Below are 18,488 nucleotides of genomic sequence, written 5' to 3' on the forward strand. Positions count from 1 at the left end.
GATCATCTGCACCTTTCGCCCTGTCCCATCGCGCCGGTATCGGCGCGGTGGAAACAAGAATCCGGAAAGCCGGATCGACTACTCCACCGAGAAGCGACCTGCGTCGATCAAAGCCTTGATGACGTTCGTCTCGCGTTCGACCAGAGCGAGTGCATCGGCGGGCGATCCGGTTTTGACCATGTTGCCGATCCCGATGACCTTGTCCTTGGTGGCTTCGTCGTCGAGATACTCGACGACGGCCGTGTTGATCGTGTCCACGACGTCCTGAGAAATGCCCTTGGGACCCGCGATCATGTACCAGCCGCTTGCGACGGCGTCGGGAAAGCCCGCTTCGACCACCGTTGGCACATCCGGCAATTCGGGCAGGCGGGTATCGCCCATCACGACGATTCCCTTGAGGCTGCCGTCCTCTATCCCGGGCAGGAATCCGCTCGCGCCGATCCCTGTCGAAATGTCGATCGTCCCGGCCATCAGATCAGCGATGCGCTCCCCGACGCCGTTGTAGGGCACCATGGTGAGCTTGATGCCCGTTGCGTGTTCAAGGATCGCGAGACTCAAATGCCCGGCGCCCCCGAAGCCTGACATTCCGGCATTCACCGCCTCCGGGTGCGCCTTGGCATGATCGACGAGCTCGCTGAGCGTCGTCGGGCCGAACTTCGAACTGGCGGTGATCATGAACGGCGCATCTGCGATCTGCGCTATGTACGTCAGGTCCTTTGCGGGATCGTAGGACAGGTTCGCCCTGAACCGCACGTTCACGAGGGGCGCCGGCGAAGTGAAGACGAGGGTGTACCCGTCAGGTGCCGCGTGGGCGACGATGTTGGTGCCGACCGTGCCGTTGGCGCCGGGCCGGAAGTCCAGGACGACGGGCTGCCCTAGCTTTTTCGAGAGTCCGTCGGCCACGATGCGGGCCAAGGGATCCGCGCCCCCGCCAGCCGCGAAGGGGACAACGAGCGTGACCGCTCTCTCCGGCCAGCCCTGAGCCGTCGCGGCCCGGATGCCCGAGAGCGACAGCACGGCCGCGAGCGTCACGGCCGCTGCTCTCCCCAGTCCAGTCATTCTCATTGGTCGTCCTCCCTGCCTGTGTCGTGCCGTTCCCGAATTCCGGCGATCAGGACGCCGGACCAGCGCGTTGGCGGGCTGCCGCTCCATCGGGTGTTCGCCGTGACGGCAGGAAGCTCGCGAGTAGCCCTGGTCCGGCGGAGCGGTTTCTCCATCCGACTCATCCGTGCAACGGCCGCGGTGGACCGGTCTCCGCCCTTGCCCGAAACCGGGTCTCCGCTGTCTCTCGAACCCTATTGAATTGTGAACTTTCCTTCGTCGATGATCTTCTTTATTACTCCGGATTCGCCGTCGATCAAAGCTTTAGCCTCCCCCGGAGAACTGGTCTTCACCATGTTTCCGAACTTGATGAACCGCTCTTTTACCTCCGGCCGGTTCAAGTATTCGACGACCGCATGGTTCACCTTCTCGATGATCTCCTCTGAAACGCCGGTCGGAGCGGCCATGACGTACCAGCCGCTCACGACCGCCTCCGGGTAGCCGAGCTCGATGGAGGTTTGAACGTCGGGAAGCTCCGGGAGCCGGGTTTCACCCAATACAGCGATGGGCTTGATGCTCCCGTCCTGGATGCCCGCCAAGAACCCGCTCGCGCCGATGCCGGTCGAGATGTCGATATTGCCGGCCATGAGATCGGCGATTCGCTCGCCTACGCCGTCGTACGGAATGGGCGTGAGCTCGGTTCCCGTCGCCTCCTGGAAGATGACCGTGGCGAGATGCGAGAGGCCGCCGAGGCCGGAGACGCCGGCATTCACATCACCCGGATGCTGCTTCGCGTGTTCGATCAGCTCCTGCAGCGTGCTCGGCCCGAACTTGCCGCTCGCCACGAGAAGATACGGCGCATCGGCGAGCTGCGCGATCGGCACCAGATCCTTGTCCGGATCATAGGGCACGTTCTTGCTGAACCTGACGTTGACCAGCGGCGCCTGCGAGGTCACCAGGAGGGTGTAGCCGTCCGGGGCCGCCTCGGCCACGATCTTGGCCCCGATGGTCCCATTCGCGCCCGGCCGGAAATCGACGACCACCGGCTTCCCGAACGCCTGCTGCAAGCCTTCCGCGACCGTGCGGGCCACGGGGTCGGCGCCGCCGCCAGCGGCGAACGGGACGACGATGGTGATGGTCCGATCCGGCCATGTCTGTGCCGCTGCCCCGAACGCGATCAAACTGGCCACCGCGCCCGCGGCAATGGCTGCGACTGTGTTTCCAGCTGCTTTCTTCACTGCTTCCTCCCTGCAACTCGGTTCTTGTTCCCGTCCGGTTCAGGCGCCGAGCGGGGGTACCGGCCTCAGTCCGCCTCGGCCGCCGCCACCGCCAATGGCCGGCGAGCGGCGCGAACGGACATCGCAAAGGCCCAGGCCAGGAGCCCGAGCGTGATAGCCAAGGTCGCGGCGCTGATCGGACGTGCAAGGAACACCGAGAAATCGCCGCGCGACAGGAGTAGCGCGCGGCGGAGATGTTCTTCCATCATGGGTCCAAGTATGAATCCCAGGATCAACGGCGCAGCCGATAGCCCAAGCACTCGTATGGCGTATCCGATTGCGCCGAAGAATACGACTTGCACAACGTCGAAGCTGCTATTGTGAATAAAGTATGCTCCGGTGGCGATGAATACGATTATCGCTGGGTAGAGATAGTGATACGGCACGGTGAGGACGCGCACCCAGATGCCGATCAGCGGAATGTTCAGGATCACAAGAATGACGTTGCCGATCCAGAAGCTCATGATCAGACCCCAGAACAGTTCCGGGTGATCGAGAACGAGCTTTGGCCCCGGCGTGACGCCGTGGATAATCAGGACCCCGAGCACGATCGCCATTGTCGCGCTACCGGGGATTCCGAGCGTCATGGTGGGAATGAAGGCGGTCTGGTCGGCCGCGTTGTTGGCCGCCTCCGGCGCGACGATCCCCTCGATGGCGCCCTTCCCGAACCGCGACGGATCGCGCGCAACCTTCTTCTCCACCGCGTAGGACATGAATGAAGCGATCAACCCGCCCGCGCCGGGCAAGGCCCCGAAGAAGGAGCCGACGGCCGTCCCGCGAAGGATAGGGGCCCAGGAGCGGCTGACGTCGTCGCGGGTCGGGATCATGGAGCGGAAGCTCACGCTCCGCGTGGCGAAGCCGCTCCTTCTGACGTCGCGAATGCTTGCGATGACTTCGGGAACCCCGAACAGCCCCATGACGATGGCTGCCAGCCCGACGCCATCGTAGAGCGGAAGGTATCCGAAGGAGAATCGCGCGACACCGCTGTTCACGTCGATTCCGACGAGCCCGATGATTATGCCGAGCACCACCATCGCGATGCCCTTGGCGGGTGCGCCGGTACCCATGGTAGAGGCGGCCACCAGCCCCAGGACCATGATCGAGAAGTACTCCCACGGGCCGAACCGCAGCGCGTTCTGCGCGATGCTCGGCGAAAAAAGCATCATGAGGAGGATCCCGATGCTCGCTCCGACGAACGATGCAACGGTGGTCATGAGGAGCGCGACGCCGGCTCTCCCCTGCTTGGCCATCGGATAGCCGTCGAGGCAGGTGACGGCGCTCGACGCCTGCCCCGGAACATTGAGAAGGATCGAGGCCGTGGAGCCGCCATAGGCGGTGCCATAATAGATGCCGGCCAGCATGATCAGCGCCGAGGTCGGCTCCAGGTGGAACGTGAAGGGGAACAGCAGCGAGATGGCCACGAGCACGCCGATGCCCGGCAGTGCGCCCACGAGTTGCCCGAGCACCACGCCGAGGAAGCAATAGAAGAGGTTGTCGGGCGAGAGGACGGCGCCGAGCCCGATGGCGATATTGCCCGCCAGGTCCTGGAAGATGCTCACAGCGGCCATCTGAAGGCTTGGAATGGAACGCCGAGCAGCTGCTGAAAGAGGATGACCGTCGTGACGGCCATTCCGGCGGCAAGCGCGACTGCTCCCCTTATCCCGACCTGGTCGTCTGCAAGGATTGCCCCCAGCGTGAGGACGACCACCGCAGGCACGATTCCGAACGGCTGAAGCATGAACGCAAAGATCGACAGCGAGACGAGGATCACGATGAGCGGCCGCAAGGCGATCTTGGGCACCTCGCCGGCGCGGAACCATGCCGGCACCGCTATCAGCGCCCCGAGTGCCGACAAGATCAGGCCGAGCGCGGTCGGAAACATGCCGGGCCCCATTCGGGTCAGGGTGCCGATCGCGTACTCGAAATAGGAGAAGAGACTGACGGCGCAGCCGAAGACGAACAGGGAAACGCCTGTGATCAAGTCGCGGCAGTCGCGCGCCCGCATATTACCTCCCTCTCGTCCTGCCGTTGTCCGGCAGTGCTTTCCTGGTGGCACCTCCTGGAGGCTCCTGGACTTCGCTACCGACCCAGGCCTGCACCGATCGAGCCATTCCGGCGTCCCACGCGCGGCTCCTCACAGAGCCCCCGACCTGGTTCTTGCGGGCCACTGAAGGCCGTCCCCTTCCCAATCGCCCTCCGCGGCAGATTAGGGCGCGCTTCGCTTGCGCAGGACCTCGCCCCGCATTTAGAGTATAACATTATTTCTAAGGTCGGCTGTCAAGCTGGCGGACGAACGGGGGGCGGACTCGGATGGTTTCGCGCTGCGGCGTCCGGGCTACGGCCATTGATCAAGGTCGACGAGCAGCGAACAGGCGGCTTTCTCCTTTAATCACGGACAGGGTCAGGCGATGCGCGGACTGAGTTTTGGCGGCAGCAGTACGATCGAGTTCCTGGACGTGCCGGACCCGGTGCCCGGAGAGGGCGACGTGGTCCTGGAGATGAAGGCTTCCGGGATGTGCGGAAGCGATCTCAAGATGTATCGCGCGCCACGCGGCACACTGACGATCGCGCGCGTGGTCATGACGAAGCCGGTGATTGCCGGCCATGAGCCGTGCGGTGTGGTGGCCGCGGTGGGGCCCGGCGTGACCCCGCAGCAGGCGCGCGTCGGTGATCGCGTGATGGTTCACCATTATGCCGGCTGCACCGTGTGCGATCATTGCCGCTCGGGATGGGAGCAGATGTGCGACCGGCAGACGCCATTGGTCTTCGGCATTGGCGCGGACGGGGGCCATGCGCCTTACATGAAGGTTCCTGCGCGGACGCTCGTTCCTTTGCCGGACGCGCTCAGCTTCGAGGCGGGCGCCGCGATCTCTTGCGGTACCGGAACCGCATTCCAGGGGCTCAAGCGTGCGGGCCTGTCCGGCGACGACACGATCGCGATCTTCGGGCAGGGTCCGGTCGGACTGGCCGGCACCCAGCTCGCCGCCGTGATGGGGGCTCGCGTCATCGCCCTCGACATCCAGCCGGAAAGGCTCACGCGCGCCAGGGCGCTCGGCGCACACGAGACGGTCAACCCGAAGACCGAAGACGCGGTGGCCAGGATCAGGGAACTCACCAACGGCAAAGGCGTCCGGGTGGCGATGGAGGCGTCCGCATCCCCGGAGGCCCGTTCCGCGGCATTGGCGTCGCTTTCGCCGTGGGGCACGCTCGTTCTGATCGCGGGGAGCACGTCCTTCACGGTGGAGAACGTGAGCACGATCACCTCGCGTCAGCTGACCATCATCGGGTCGTGGACCTTCTCCAAGGTGGGACAGGCAAAATTCGCCCGCTACGTGGCCGACCGCGGCATTCCCGTTGATCAGGTCTTCACGGATCGCTGGCGCCTCGAGCAAGGCGAGGAGGCATACAGGCATTTCGCCCAGCAGAGCGCAGGCAAGGGCGTTTTCCTGATGTAGCGCGTACCGCGCCGGCGCATCGACCGCCTTCGTCACACGCCGACGGCAAGGCGCGTCGGGCGTGATGGACGGCGCGCGGTCCGGGCCGGGTCCAGGCTTCTTCGCGTGAAGCCGGCAATCGAAGGGGCGGCGCCGACAAGATCGCGGGCCCTGCACGCAAGGCAGCCGATCCCGTGTCCGGGGCTCCGCTATCTCTCGTTTCCCCGTGCCGATCTACTCGGCTGCCGCCGGACTGGCCCGGACAGAGCGGAATGCCCCCCACAGGGTCCACAGGAGCAGGAGCAGCCCGACGACCAGAAACACCAGGCTGATCGGTCGCGTGACGAAGACCTCGAAGCTGCCATGCGACAGGATCATGGCGCGGCGGAAATGCTCCTCCATCATCGGCCCCAGGACGAAGCCGAGCAGGAACGGCGCGGGCGGGAACCCGAGCAAGCGCATGCCGTAGCCGAATGCCCCCAACGCGGCGACGGCGAAGAGATCGAAGACGCTGTTGTTGATGGAGAATACCCCGATCGCGACGAACATCAGGATCGCTGGATAGAGCAGGTGATAGGGGATTGTGAGGACCCGGACCCAGATTCCGATCATCGGCAGGTTCAGGATCACGAGCAGGATGTTTCCGAGCCAGAAGCTCATGACGAGCCCCCAGAAAACCTCCGGCCTCTCCACCATCATCGTCGGTCCGGGCGTGATGTTGTGGATCATGAGGACGCCAATGAGGAGCGCCATCGTCGCGCTTCCCGGGATCCCGAGCGTCATGGTCGGAATGAATGCCGTCTGGTCGCAAGCGTTGTTGGCCGCCTCCGGCGATGCGACGCCTTCGATGGCGCCCTTGCCGAAACGCGAGGGATCCTTGGCGATCCGCTTTTCCACGGCGTAGGACATGAACGCAGCCACGGTGGCGCCGGCACCCGGGAGGATGCCGAAGAACGAGCCGACTGCGGTCCCACGCAGCGCTGCCGGCCAGGCCAAGCGCCATTCCTCGCGGGTCGGGAGCATCGAACGCAAGCGGATGCTCTTGTTGGCGACGGGGGGCTGCTTCTCACCGACGCTCGAAATGACCTCCGTCAGCCCGAACAACCCCATCGCCACCACACCGAGGCTGATTCCCTCCATCAGTTCGGGCGTGCCGAACGCGAACCGGGAGCTGCCCGTATAGATGTCGAGCCCGACAAGGCCGCCGATGATGCCCAGGATGACCATCGCCAAGCTCTTCACGGGCGATCCGTCGGAGATGACGGATGCGGCGATCATTCCCATGGTGATGAGCGAGAAGTATTCGGCAGGCCCGAACTGGAGCGCGAACTCGACGATCACGGGCGAGAACAGCATCATGATCAGGATGCCGATCGATCCCGCGATGAATGATGCGATGGCGCTGGTGAACAGAGCGGCACCGGCCCGGCCCTGCTTCGACATGGGATATCCATCGAGGCATGTCACCGCGCTCGACGCTGCCCCGGGGAGGTTGAGCAGGATGGAGGCGGTCGATCCACCATACGCCCCGCCATAGTAGATGCCTGCGATCATCACCAGCGCACCGACCGGCTCCATGTGGAAGGTGAGCGGGTAGAGCATGGAGATGGTGGCCAACGCACCGATCCCGGGCAGGACACCGACCAGCGTGCCGAGCGTCACTCCCAATGCACAATAGAAGATGTTCGCCGGTGTGAAGGCTACCGAGAGCCCGATGCCGACGTAGCCGAGAAGGTCGCTCATCGGGTCACCATCTCCAGGCGAAGATCGGAATCCGGAACCCGAGGCCTATTGAGAATATCCCGACTGCGATCATCGCGAGGACGACTGCGAGCGTCGCCGATCCGACAAGCGACAGCCTGCCGTCCGCCCGGGTTGCGACCAGCGTCATGGCGGCTACCGCAGGTGCCAGGCCGACCGATCTCAGGAGCAAGGCAAATACGACGACGGCACCGACCACGGCCGCAAGCGGCACGATCCTGATCTCGGGCAATTCGCCCGCGCGCCCGAACGCGGGCAGCGCCAGCAGCAACCCGAATACGACGAGGATCACGCCGAGCGCAGCAGGAAAGCCGCCCGGCCCCAGGCGGAACGTCGAACCCAGGCCGAGGGACAAAGTCGCGTGCACTGCGACCGCTGCGCCGACGACGATCAGCACGCATCCGGCAATGACGTCACGGTGAAGCCGTGCCTGCATTCCTGGTCCTCCCCACACTGGCCATACGTTTCCACTGTTGGGCCGCCACGAATTCGCTCCAAGGACCGTTCGGGCCGAGCATCCATTCGTTCCTGAGCGGCGTCTGTGTGATTATCGGAGCAAGGGATCTCGGTACTTCCGGTGAACTCGAGCAAGAGATTATCGGGTGCTCTCCCCAGCCGCCAGAACTCCTCACCGCATCTTCCCCCCAGGCGCGGGAAGGGGCGGCTGGACCGTCGCCGGGGAACGTTCCCGCCGCGCCGAGGCAGGCAAAGGCAAGTCTCATCACCGTTCTCTCGCGTCTGGCGCACGGTCTCTCCCCACCCGTGCTCCGGCGCATCGCCTCCACGGACGCGCGAACCGGGGCCGGCCGTCAGGTTGGGAACGATGTCACAAGTTTGACCCACCCGCCACACAAAGTATAACAATATGAAGTGGCCGTGCGGGAGCCGTGCCGAGGTGGAGTTGGCACATGGCAGCGGGGATCTTGGACGGCGTCGTCGTGGCGGAGGTCGGCACCCGCGCGGCCTGCTCGTACTGCGGCTCGCTTCTCGCGCAGCTCGGCGCCACCGTCGTCTACGTCGAGCTCGGCGTCCCGCCCGGGCAACCCGCGCAGGGGAAGTCGCTTTGGCGAGAGCAGTTCGCGGCCGGCAAGCTGAGCGTCTCACCGAAATCGTGCGGCAGCGACCGGCAGCTTCTCGACACGCTCGTCGCGCGGAGCGACATCGTGCTCATTTCGAGCGATGCCGACCCATCGCTCCTGCGCATGAGCTTGCCTGAAGAGCCCGGGAACGTCGTCTGCGACGTAACGGCGTTCGGCGCCTCCGGCCCGTTACGCGGCGTACCGGCGAGCGATGCACAGGTGCAGGCCCTGTCGGGGCTCATGGACACCACCGGATTCCCTGATGGCCCGCCGATGCTGATCAGCATCCCGATCGCCGATGTGCTTGCCGGGACCTATGCCGCGGCCGCCGTGCTGTCGGCCAGACGTGCCCAGCGCCTCCAGGGAATTTCCCAGCGAATCGAAATTGCATTGTTCGATTGTGCCTTTCTCGCTCTCGGCACCTTTCTCTCGGGCACGCTCATCCCCAATGGGGAAGGGAAGTCGCGGCTGGGCAACCGGCACCCGACCGTCGCTCCCTGGAACCTCTATCCTGCCCGCGACGGCTGGGTGCTCATCTGCGCCGGCAGCCAGCCTCAATGGGAGCAGCTCTGTTCAGTCATCCGCCGCCCCGATCTTGCCGCAAGGTTCCCGAATCAGGGGCTCCGGGTCGCCCACGCCGAGGAAATCGACCAAGGCATCGGGCGGTGGACCGAAGCTCGCACGACGGCGGCATGCATAGAGATGCTGACTGAGGCAGGCGTCGCTTGCGGCCCCATTGCCCCCATTGACGGCTACCCGCGCGAGGAGAACCTCGAACATCGGAAGATGATCCAACGCATCCGCGACCCGGTCTCCGGGCGAGACGTGTTCGTGCCTGCATCACCGCTGCGCATGTCGGTTTCCGCCTGCACTGCACCATCCCGCATTCCGGCCCCGGATGAGGATCGGGCCGATCTGGAGCAACTGCTCGCCCGAACGCCCGAGCGCATGGCTGCGCCGGTCGCCGCTCGACCTCTCGCGAGAGCACTCACCGGGCTCCGCGTCATCGAGATCGGCCAGTATACGACGGCGCCGCTCTGCGCGCGCCAGCTCGCCCATCTCGGCGCCGAGGTGATCAAGGTGGAGCAGCCGGGAGGGGACCAGTCGCGCACCTGGGTGCCGCACATAGACGGTCGCTCCGTTTCGTTCCGGCTCAACAATGCCGACAAGAAAAGCCTGGTTCTCGATCTCCGGACCGAGTTCGGTCGTTCGGCGCTCCGCCAGCTGATCGCATCGGCGGATGTGCTCGTGGAGAATCTGAAACCTGGCGCGCTTGCCAAGTTCGGGCTCTCTCCGGCGAACATCCTGAAGATCAACCCGCGGCTCGTCTACTGCGCCATCAGCGGTTTCGGGGCCGATTCGCTCTATCCCAAGCGGCCGGCATTCGACAGCGTCATTCAGGCGATGTCGGGCTTCATGGCGGCCCTGGATGCAGGCGAGATCCCGTTGAAATCGGGCATCTCCACGGCGGATACGATGGGTGCCGAGATGGCCATGGTGGCGGTGCTCGGCGCACTCGAGTGCCGGGACCGCACGGGGACCGGACAGTTCATCGATTTGTCCATGCAGGATGTGTCGGCGTGGCTCAGCTCTACGTCCTGGAACGGGGCGGGCGCGCGCGACACTCCCCGTGAAGTGCTGGGCTGCGCCGACGGCCACCTTCTGGTGAGCCGCACGGGAACGGCTGCCGGAACCCCCGAAGCAATTCCTCCCGCCGTCGCCGACGAACTCGCCACTCTGTCGCGCGAGCGGGCCGCCAGCCGCCTTGCCGCTGCCGGCTTCGACGCAACTCCCGTCTTGACGGTCGCCGAGGCCGCCCGTCTGCCGCAAACCGAGGCGCGTCGTCTGTGGTTCTTGAAGGAGGAAGACGGGATCGGTTGGCCGATGCTCGCGAGCCCGCTGCGGCTTAGTGTAACGCCACCGATCGTATCGTCCCTTGCGCCGGCCGCCGGCAAGGACGGCGCGGCGATCCTTCGCGAGCTGGGCCTGGCAGATCCCGGACGCACGGATGGTCCGGGACGATCGGCGGGGTCGGGCGGAAGCGCTCCGCACCCGTCGCCGCATGCGCCCGAATCCGTGCCGGCCGGGATGACGGACGCTTGAGGTTGCCTGCACCGGAGAGGCTTCGAACGAGGGCGAGATGCGTGCTTTCCTGGAACTCGGGATTACCGGCCGGACAGCAGCGCTGCCCGGCGTTGATCTCTGGTATTCCGATTCGCTTGCCGGCGACGTGCCGGTCGTCCTGATCCACGCGAACACCGGGACGAGCGCAAGCTGGGCTCCGCAGATCGCGGTTCTCGCCGACGCCGGCTTCCGCGTGATTGCCTTCGATCGGCGTGGCTGGGGCAAGAGTGTTCCGAACCCATCCGGCGTTCAACCGGGCACCATCGCCGATGACCTCGACGCGCTCGCGGATCACCTCGGGCTCGCGGCGTTCCACCTCGTGGCCGTGGCGGGAGGCGGATTCGGCGCGCTGGACTATGCCGCCTGGCGTCCGGAGCGCGTCAGAAGCCTTGTCGCCGCGGCGACGACCGGGAACGTGCACGAAACGGCCGTGCGGGCGTTCATCGAACGGATCGAGGTGCCGGGCCTGCGCGAGCAGCCTGCGGTCTATCGTGAGGTCGGCCCGTCCTATCGGGGATCCGATCCCGAGGGCACGCGGCGCTGGATCGAGACATGCCGCGCCGCGAGGCAGCCGGGGGCACAGGCGCAGCCCGTGAGGACTCCGAACACCTTCGCGAAACTCGCCTCGATCAAGGCGCCAACGCTGGTCGTCGCGGGCGGCGCCGATCTGATCGCGCCGCCGGCCCTCGTGCGCATGTGGGCAAAGCACATAAGCGGGCACGAATGGGCGCTCCTGCCCGAATCGGGCCATTCGGTCGCCACGGAAGCGGCGACCGAGTTCAACGCCGTGCTCCTCGCCTTCCTGAACCGGCATTAGCGGCAGGATTGCCGAATGTCGGACAGCCGGAGCTTCCGACCACTTGGACTTGTTCTGCAGCGGGCCTTTGGGTCGCCGCCCACGCTATGCCAGCCGGACGCCCGGTCGGCGAAAGCAGTTCGGTAGGATCAACCCGACGCTCGTCGAGAAGCTGGCAAACGCCAGCTCGGCTTCCGGACGACCGAAATCGGCGCACGCAGCCACGACCTGTTCCACAGGCTCGGCTGGAACCTTCGAGCGCGCGGTGCGGAGCGGACGACCTCCGCCATCGATCCGGCCCCACGGAGGTGGACGTTCAACGCGACTGCGCCGCGTTTGCTTTCTATAACATCATAACATACGTTCCAAATCGGCGACGAACTGGCGGGGGCTTCACGTGAAGTGGACGAGACGCATCGGAAACGCCGTTGTCAGCAACATCGTCGAGAGCACAGGACCAACACACGATCCCGCGGTTCTGTTCAAGGGGATGATGGAGCCGGAGAAACTCGCAGCGGCCCTTCAGCGGCACGCGAGCTGGATGGCGCCGAACCACTACGTCCCATCGGTCAACCGCATCGTGGTCACGTTCCAGATCTGGGTTCTGCAGGTTTCCGACGCAGTCATCCTCATCGACACGGCCGTCGGCAACGCCAAACAGCGACCCAATCCGCGCATGAACATGCTGAACACGCTGGTGATGAACTGGCTGGAGGCGATCGGCGCCGGCCCGGAGCAGGTCACGCATGTGATCAACACGCACCTCCACACCGACCATGTCGGCTGGAACACGCGCAACCTCGACGGCACGAGCGTTCCCACATTTCCCAATGCGCGTTACCTGATGCCCAAGGCGGACTTCGATTTCTTCGGAGAACGGCATGCCCGGGGCGACCTGCAGCCGAGTGTGCTTTCATTGCTGGACAGCGTCATACCGGTCGTCGAGGCAGGGCTCGTCGACTTCATCGAGGAGCCGTTCGAGGTGGTGCCCGGCCTCGCCATCGAGCGTTCGACCGGTCACACGCCCGGAATGATCAACCTCCATCTGACCTCGCACGGTGAGCGGGCCGTCTTCTGCGCCGACAATTTCCACACGCCGCTCCAGATCGCCGTCCCCGAGCTCAATTCCGTCAACGACATTCTGGCCGACGAGGCGCGCGCCTCCCGCCGCGCCTTTCTGGAGCGCGTGGCAGACACCGGCACTCTGATCATGCCGATGCATTTCGGCGCCCCATACTGCGGATATATCCGCCGTGGCGGTCCCGATGACACCTTCACGTTCCTGCCGGAAGATGCCGGCCGGAGCGGGTCGATCCACCCTTCCAGCCCGCCATAGCTCAGGAACCGCTGCAGCAAATCCACACCCGTCCGAACCGGCCCCGCCGGAGAAGCAGCGGCGCACTTGGAAATTCGCAGCCTCGCTAGCTGTTTAGTCCCGGCATTTGCCGATCATAACCTTGGGCCCAGACACTTTACACGCCGCTGACTCAGCACGAAGCACAAACGGCGGTTGTGGCGGCATCGGGTGCCGGCTGCAGCAGTCCTGCCAGCAGGGGCTGCGTTCGATCTCTGTTCCATTTGCCGTCCAAATGGATTTGGCGCATCGCGTTCGCCGGAAAGATCAACAAATCCTTTAGGAGCAGAGGCGTGAGGCTGTTCACCGGACCTACAGCGGTTAACAGGTCAGGAGAATACCGGCCCTGAAAGACCACTTTCGGGCCTCGTGGCGGCAGGGGCGGTGCTCAGCCCCTCCCGCATAAACCTCGAAAACAACGAGAAAATGCGGCTGCCGTCGGCATCGCGAGCACCAGCATCTGTGGCAATGAAGCGCTGGATGGCCGCTTTGAAGTCGTCCGCATCGGCCATGGCATTGCGCGTGCTGCGCTATGCGGTTTTCGGGCGGAACCGCGCCGTTGCAGGATCGACATCGTAGCCATCGGCAAGGCTGGATGCACGATGAGCGAGCTCGTCCACTGCCGCAATGATGCGGTCGGCTTTGGCATCATCGAGCAAGTAGCTGAAGTTCAGGCGGACCCAGCCTGGCTTTTCCAGCTCGCGCCCGGCGAGGATTGCCTGCCGCATTCGGTCCGATGCGTCATGATCGATCCCCAACAGGGCGTGGGCGTAGGGCCCCGCGCAAGCACAGCCGCCGCGCGCCTGAACCCCGTAATGATCACTAAGCATCCGTGTGAACAGCTGATGGTGCACCAGTTCGCCGTCAGCCCCCTTCACGCGAAGGGAAAAGATCGGCAGCCGGTTCCGCTTGTCGGCGCCAAGCAAGACGAGATCGGGGTTTGCCTGCCAAGCCCGAAGCGCTCTTGTGTTCAGCTCCTGATGGCGTCGATCTATGAAGTCTTGCCCAACCGCCTCTTTGACCATGAATGCCAATGCTGCCCGAACATCGCCGATGACGTTCGGAGTGCCGGCCTCCTCGCGGGATTCGAGATCCTGGACGTAATCGTGCCCCCACGGCGAAACGAAGACGACCGTGCCGCCGCCCGGTTGCGTCGGCCTATCCATCGTGACCAGCGATCTGCGCACGATCAGCAGCCCAGAGGCGCCGGGTCCACCGGGGAACTTGTGCGGCGACACCACGACCGCGTCCTTTTCCATGCCTGCGCCGGGCATCATGTCCAAAGGCAGATAGGGTCCGCCACCGGCATAGTCCCACACCGCCAAGGCGCCATGCTTCTTGAGAACCGCGGTCACCTTGTTCACGTCCGTGACGATGCCGGTGACGTTGGAAGCAGCCGAAAACGCGCCGATCCGCAACGGCCGGTCCTTCGCGCGCGTGAGCTCCGCCTCGAGCGCCGCCAGATCCGGACCGCCATCCTGACCTTCGGCGATCTGAACGATTTCGGCGCCGCTTTCGCGCCAAGGCAGAATATTGGAGTGATGCTCGTAGGGTCCGATGAGGATCACAGGCGGCCGCCCGTCGCGTGCGGCCTCGGGAATGCCGAGCAGCTGGACAAGCCTGTTCAGCCCCGCCGTTGCTCCCGACCCCGTGAATATCACGGCATGATCCGGACCGGCGTGCACCAACCGCGCAATCGTGCGGCGCGCCTCCCGCCGCATCGCGGTGACGTATGAACCGCAGAACGAAGCCTCGGTATGGCTATTGGCGTAGAAGGGAAGAACGTCCTCCAGAACGAAATCCTCGACCTGCCGCAGTGCCCGGCCAGACGCGACGTAGTCCGCGTACAGAAGGGAAACGTCGCCGAACGGTCCGGGGATCTTCAGCCCTTCTCCGATCAGCCCGCTCCGCAGGTAGCTGATGGTGTCCGACCTAGCCCGCAGGCCGGCGCCGAACCGTTCGAGGGGAGAGGGCACCGCCGCGACCTCAGCGTGTTGAGCGTGGGGCATCTGATGAAGTCCAGCCGTTACGAGTTCAGCACGAATTCTCCGGCGGGGCCCCGAAGCAAGGCTCTGATAGAGGGGCGATCACTGCGGCGAACCAGGACGTCGATGCCCAGGTGCTTGTAGATCGACGCCAGTTCCTCGCGTTCCGGATGCGCGACCTCGAACTCGAGAAGCGACAACCCTCGCGCGGCTGTGCGCGAGGGATGCCGCGAGTTCAGCCAGTCGATGTAAAATGGCAGCAGATGACCGAACTTCGTTCCCTCTGTGAACGCCAGCCGCCAGTGCAGTTCATGCCCGTCCGGCTGTTTCCGACTCCAGTCCTCCGGACCGCGAAACGGCAGTCCGCCCGCCGTCGCCGCATTCCCCAGTTCTTCGAGGTTTGGGCATTGCACCGCAAAGGTGAAGAGCCCCGCATGCTGCATCGCGTTTATGGTGGCGCCAAGATTGTTCTCAAGCGATTGATCGGGATCGACTGATATCACTTCGAGGTAGGCATCTTCCCCGAGTGAAGCCAGAGCATTGCGGGTGCCGCGACCGGGATGGCGCCCGCCAACCACCGCCCTCACTCCGCTGATCTTCTCCAATGTCTCGATTCCTTCCTCGAGATCGGGAACTGCCCATAGGATGTGATCGATCGCCAGCATTGCGTTTCCCCGTCGGGCTTGGAGAAGGGCTCACTTACCGCGTCGCCGAGCGCCCGCGGTGGGCAGAGCCTTCCTGCATGAGAGATGCCCCATAACATGTTACAAATCCCGGTTCCGCAGTCAACGCGATGCTCGACGGATGCGGGGCGAGCCCCGACAGTGCGAATGAAGTCGAGGAAGTGTTGTGTTTCGTCCCCCACGGACATAGCATGCCAGCAAGACCAAGACCTCGCCGTGGCATACAGAGAGGACACCGGAAGCATGTTAGGAGCTGGCTCCATGGGTGCGTCGTGAGTCTGCAAGTCGGCAGTGTCGGGCGGTATGCGCCACTCGCCGGGCTCTCGCTGTCGTTCTGGCGCGTCGTCGTTCTGATCGGTTTTCTCGTCTTCTGGGAATGGGCCGCCAACACCATCATCGACCCGTTCTGGGTCAGTAAGCCGTCAGAGATCGCCGAGCGCCTTTGGCAACAGGCGAGCACCGGAATGCTCCTCGTGAACAGCGCCGCGACCTTGTGGCAGGCGGCGCTGGGGCTGGCCCTCGGCCTGCCGATCGGCGTCGGATGCGGTATCCTCTTGGCTGCATGGCCCCGCTTCGCTCAAGTCGTCGAGCCATTCTGGATGGGCGTCTACAGCCTGCCCCGCATCGCACTCGGGCCGCTCTTCGTCATCTGGTTCGGCATTGGCCTGCTGTCGAAAGTCGTCCTGGTATTCTCGCTGGTCGTCTTCGTCTTCATGCTGAATACGCTTCAGGGGCTCCGCGAAGTGGATCGGGATCTGGTGAACCTGATGCGCACGATGCGAGCATCGCGGTCCTATGTCTTGCGGCGCGTGCAGATCCCCTCGATTCTTCCGTGGATCATCGCCGCCTTCCGGATCAACGTCGGGATGGCTCTGATCGGGTCGGTCCTCGGCGAAATGCTGGGGGCAAACCGCGGGTTGGGCTGGTACATCCAAATGTCAGGCGCGCGGCTCGACACGGCCGGCGTCTTCGCAGGATTGCTCGTCCTGATGGTGATGGCCGTGGTCATCAACGAGCTCATCGGCCTCATAGAAAACTGGCTGATCCCCTACCGGCGCAATGCCCGCATCTCTTCAACATAGAAGGAGCACGCTCATGCATTCCTATCTGAGTCACTTGCGCTGGTCGGTAGTCCTTGCAGCGGCCGTCCTCTCGCTTCCCGCGACTGCCGATCCGATCACGATCCGCGCGGGCATCGCCGTGAACTTCGAAGGCATGCTCCCGGTCTTTGCAGCGGAGCAGAAAGGGTATCTCAAGGACGCCAACATCGAGCTGGAGAAGCTCGATTTCCAAGGCGGAGGCCCGACCGTTCAGGCCTTCGTCGGCGACAGTATCGATATCTGCTTCTGCGGCGGGGATCATGTCGTGCGGCTGCGCAGCCGCAACATTCCAACGGTCTTTCTCTATGGCCTCGACCGCCGCCACAATTACGCGCTCATCGGCAAGGAGGACCTCGCAGGTCCGGGCGGCCTCGAGGGGCTGCAGGGCAAGGGGCTCGGCATCACCTCTCCGGGCAGCATGACCGACAACACGCTGCGTTGGGCCATCAAGGAGATCAACTTGAATCCCGACGCGGATTTTCAGCTCCTGGGGTCCGGTACGGGCGCGTCGATGATCGCGTCAATCGAGAGCGGTAAGGTGAACGCCGGCATGCTGGTGCCGATCGACGCCGAGTTCCTGAAGAGCAAAGGCGGCTACAAGGTGGTGGAGGATTTCACAGATCTGCCTTATGCGGCCTTTGCGGCACTCGTGAAGGAATCCTGGGTAAGTGCCCATCCGGAGGAGGCGAAGGGCTTCATTGAGGCCCTCAACAAGGCGGTCGCCGATCTCAAGAGCGATCCCCAGCTCGGCTTTGACATCATTCGGGGAATGTACCCGTCGCTGTCGGACGACCTGATCAAGTATGCGGTGGACTCCGCAGTCGGGCGCGTTCCAGAGAACGGCGAGTTTGGCCAGGCCGAGATCGATACGCTGAATGCAATCATGCAGAGCGCCGATTCCAGCATCAGACCGATCACGGTCGAAGAGTCCCGACCCAAGCTCTGATCGGTGCCTCGAGCGCGTGGTTCGGCCCTTGGCCGAACCACGCCTCAAGCGCGAAACTGGACGGTTTCTCATGAGCAGCAGTGAAGCAAGCAGGCGCAACAGGGTATTCGTCCAGAACGCTTCCGTAGCCTATGACGGGCTGACGGTCCTGAAGGACGTGGACCTCAAGCTCGCCGATGGCGAGTTCGTGTCGATCGTCGGCCCAAGCGGCTGCGGAAAGTCGACCTTGCTGAAGATCGTTTCTGGTCTCGAACGCCCTTCCAAAGGAAGTGTGTTCATCGACAATCGCGAAGTCACCGAGATCCCGCCGCGCCTGGGATTCATGTTCCAGCGCGACGCCCTACTGCCGTGGGCGACCGCCAGGGAAAACATCAATGTCGGACTGGAGCTGTCCAATTATCCCGCCGAGAAGCGCACTGCCCGGGTCGCGGAACTCATAGACTTCCTGCAGCTCCGAGGTTTCGAAAACCACTACCCGGACATGCTTTCGGGCGGCATGCGCCAACGCGTGTCGCTTGGCCGCCTGCTCGCCTACGAGCCGGAAGTCTACCTCATGGACGAGCCGTTCGGTGCGCTTGATGCGCAGACGAAAATGACCATGGGAAAGGAACTCCTTCGCATCTGGAGCACGCACCGCAAGAGCGTGATATTCGTGACCCACGACATTCAGGAGGCAACCTATCTCGCAAGCCGCGTCATTGTGATCAGCGGGCGGCCCGGTACAATCAAGAAGGAATTCAAGATCGATCTTCCCTATCCAAGGGACCTTCGACAGATCCGTACCATGCAGAAATATCACGATCTCTGCTCAGCGATTTGGGACGAGATTACGGATGCTCCGGAGATTGGCGGCGTCAAGAATCCGACTGCCATGGCCAAGATCGCATAAGTCTTCAACACGCCACAAC

The 18,488-nt window shown here is 64.1% G+C and carries 16 protein-coding genes; 7 read left to right on the forward strand and 9 right to left on the reverse strand.

The window, feature by feature from the left end:
* Positions 1–78: 78 nt before the first annotated feature.
* From ACUN0C_RS14525 to ACUN0C_RS14540, 4 genes are all read right to left on the reverse strand, one after another.
* Positions 79–1,032 (reverse strand): Bug family tripartite tricarboxylate transporter substrate binding protein, encoded by a 954-nt coding sequence (locus ACUN0C_RS14525; protein WP_445467106.1) that lies wholly within the window; start codon positions 1,030–1,032, stop codon positions 79–81.
* Positions 1,033–1,295: 263 nt separating this feature from the next.
* Positions 1,296–2,279 (reverse strand): Bug family tripartite tricarboxylate transporter substrate binding protein, encoded by a 984-nt coding sequence (locus ACUN0C_RS14530; protein WP_445467107.1) that lies wholly within the window; start codon positions 2,277–2,279, stop codon positions 1,296–1,298.
* A gap of 65 nt (positions 2,280–2,344) precedes the next feature.
* Positions 2,345–3,877: a tripartite tricarboxylate transporter permease gene (locus ACUN0C_RS14535; RefSeq protein WP_445467108.1), complete on the reverse strand. Its 1,533-nt coding sequence runs from the start codon at positions 3,875–3,877 to the stop codon at positions 2,345–2,347.
* Positions 3,874–4,323 (reverse strand): tripartite tricarboxylate transporter TctB family protein, encoded by a 450-nt coding sequence (locus ACUN0C_RS14540; protein ID WP_445467109.1) that lies wholly within the window; start codon positions 4,321–4,323, stop codon positions 3,874–3,876. The genes ACUN0C_RS14535 and ACUN0C_RS14540 overlap by 4 nt, the downstream gene beginning before the upstream one ends.
* A gap of 403 nt (positions 4,324–4,726) precedes the next feature.
* Between ACUN0C_RS14540 and ACUN0C_RS14545 the strand changes: the two genes are divergently transcribed.
* Positions 4,727–5,773, forward strand: coding sequence for a zinc-dependent alcohol dehydrogenase family protein (locus ACUN0C_RS14545; RefSeq protein WP_445467110.1), 1,047 nt, complete (start codon positions 4,727–4,729; stop codon positions 5,771–5,773).
* A 213-nt stretch (positions 5,774–5,986) separates the two neighbouring features.
* Here ACUN0C_RS14545 and ACUN0C_RS14550 read toward each other — a convergent pair whose 3' ends face one another.
* Positions 5,987–7,495, reverse strand: coding sequence for a tripartite tricarboxylate transporter permease (locus tag ACUN0C_RS14550; protein ID WP_445467111.1), 1,509 nt, complete (start codon positions 7,493–7,495; stop codon positions 5,987–5,989).
* 4 nt (positions 7,496–7,499) lie between these two features.
* Complete coding sequence (locus tag ACUN0C_RS14555) at positions 7,500–7,949, reverse strand: tripartite tricarboxylate transporter TctB family protein (protein WP_445467112.1); 450 nt, start codon at positions 7,947–7,949, stop codon at positions 7,500–7,502.
* A 472-nt stretch (positions 7,950–8,421) separates the two neighbouring features.
* On the opposite strand from ACUN0C_RS14555, the gene ACUN0C_RS14560 reads away from it, so the two are divergent.
* The 3 genes from ACUN0C_RS14560 to ACUN0C_RS14570 all read left to right on the forward strand — a co-directional run bounded on the left by ACUN0C_RS14560 (position 8,422) and on the right by ACUN0C_RS14570 (position 12,848).
* Positions 8,422–10,695, forward strand: coding sequence for a CaiB/BaiF CoA transferase family protein (locus ACUN0C_RS14560; RefSeq protein WP_445467113.1), 2,274 nt, complete (start codon positions 8,422–8,424; stop codon positions 10,693–10,695).
* A gap of 37 nt (positions 10,696–10,732) precedes the next feature.
* Entirely contained in the window at positions 10,733–11,533 is an 801-nt protein-coding gene (locus ACUN0C_RS14565) for an alpha/beta fold hydrolase (RefSeq protein WP_445467114.1), read from the forward strand.
* 376 nt (positions 11,534–11,909) lie between these two features.
* Positions 11,910–12,848 (forward strand): MBL fold metallo-hydrolase, encoded by a 939-nt coding sequence (locus tag ACUN0C_RS14570; RefSeq protein WP_445467115.1) that lies wholly within the window; start codon positions 11,910–11,912, stop codon positions 12,846–12,848.
* A 347-nt stretch (positions 12,849–13,195) separates the two neighbouring features.
* Here ACUN0C_RS14570 and ACUN0C_RS14575 read toward each other — a convergent pair whose 3' ends face one another.
* Genes ACUN0C_RS14575 through ACUN0C_RS14585 form a run of 3 tightly spaced genes read right to left on the reverse strand, consistent with a single transcriptional unit; the run spans position 13,196 to position 15,516 of the window.
* Positions 13,196–13,378, reverse strand: coding sequence for a hypothetical protein (locus ACUN0C_RS14575; RefSeq protein WP_445467116.1), 183 nt, complete (start codon positions 13,376–13,378; stop codon positions 13,196–13,198).
* A gap of 18 nt (positions 13,379–13,396) precedes the next feature.
* Entirely contained in the window at positions 13,397–14,875 is a 1,479-nt protein-coding gene (locus tag ACUN0C_RS14580) for an aminotransferase class V-fold PLP-dependent enzyme (protein ID WP_445467117.1), read from the reverse strand.
* 17 nt (positions 14,876–14,892) lie between these two features.
* The gene (locus ACUN0C_RS14585) at positions 14,893–15,516 is read right to left on the reverse strand and encodes a VOC family protein (RefSeq protein WP_445467118.1); all 624 of its coding nucleotides are present in this window, start codon (positions 15,514–15,516) and stop codon (positions 14,893–14,895) included.
* Positions 15,517–15,806: 290 nt separating this feature from the next.
* Between ACUN0C_RS14585 and ACUN0C_RS14590 the strand changes: the two genes are divergently transcribed.
* The 3 genes from ACUN0C_RS14590 (at position 15,807) to ACUN0C_RS14600 (ending at position 18,469) form a co-directional block, all read left to right on the forward strand.
* Positions 15,807–16,616 (forward strand): ABC transporter permease, encoded by an 810-nt coding sequence (locus ACUN0C_RS14590; RefSeq protein WP_445467119.1) that lies wholly within the window; start codon positions 15,807–15,809, stop codon positions 16,614–16,616.
* A 13-nt stretch (positions 16,617–16,629) separates the two neighbouring features.
* Complete coding sequence (locus ACUN0C_RS14595) at positions 16,630–17,580, forward strand: ABC transporter substrate-binding protein (protein WP_445467120.1); 951 nt, start codon at positions 16,630–16,632, stop codon at positions 17,578–17,580.
* A gap of 70 nt (positions 17,581–17,650) precedes the next feature.
* Positions 17,651–18,469, forward strand: a complete 819-nt coding sequence (locus ACUN0C_RS14600) for an ABC transporter ATP-binding protein (RefSeq protein ID WP_445467121.1) — start codon at positions 17,651–17,653, stop codon at positions 18,467–18,469.
* The last annotated feature ends 19 nt before the right edge of the window (positions 18,470–18,488 follow it).

The sequence above is a fragment of the Faunimonas sp. B44 genome, assembly GCF_052655945.1.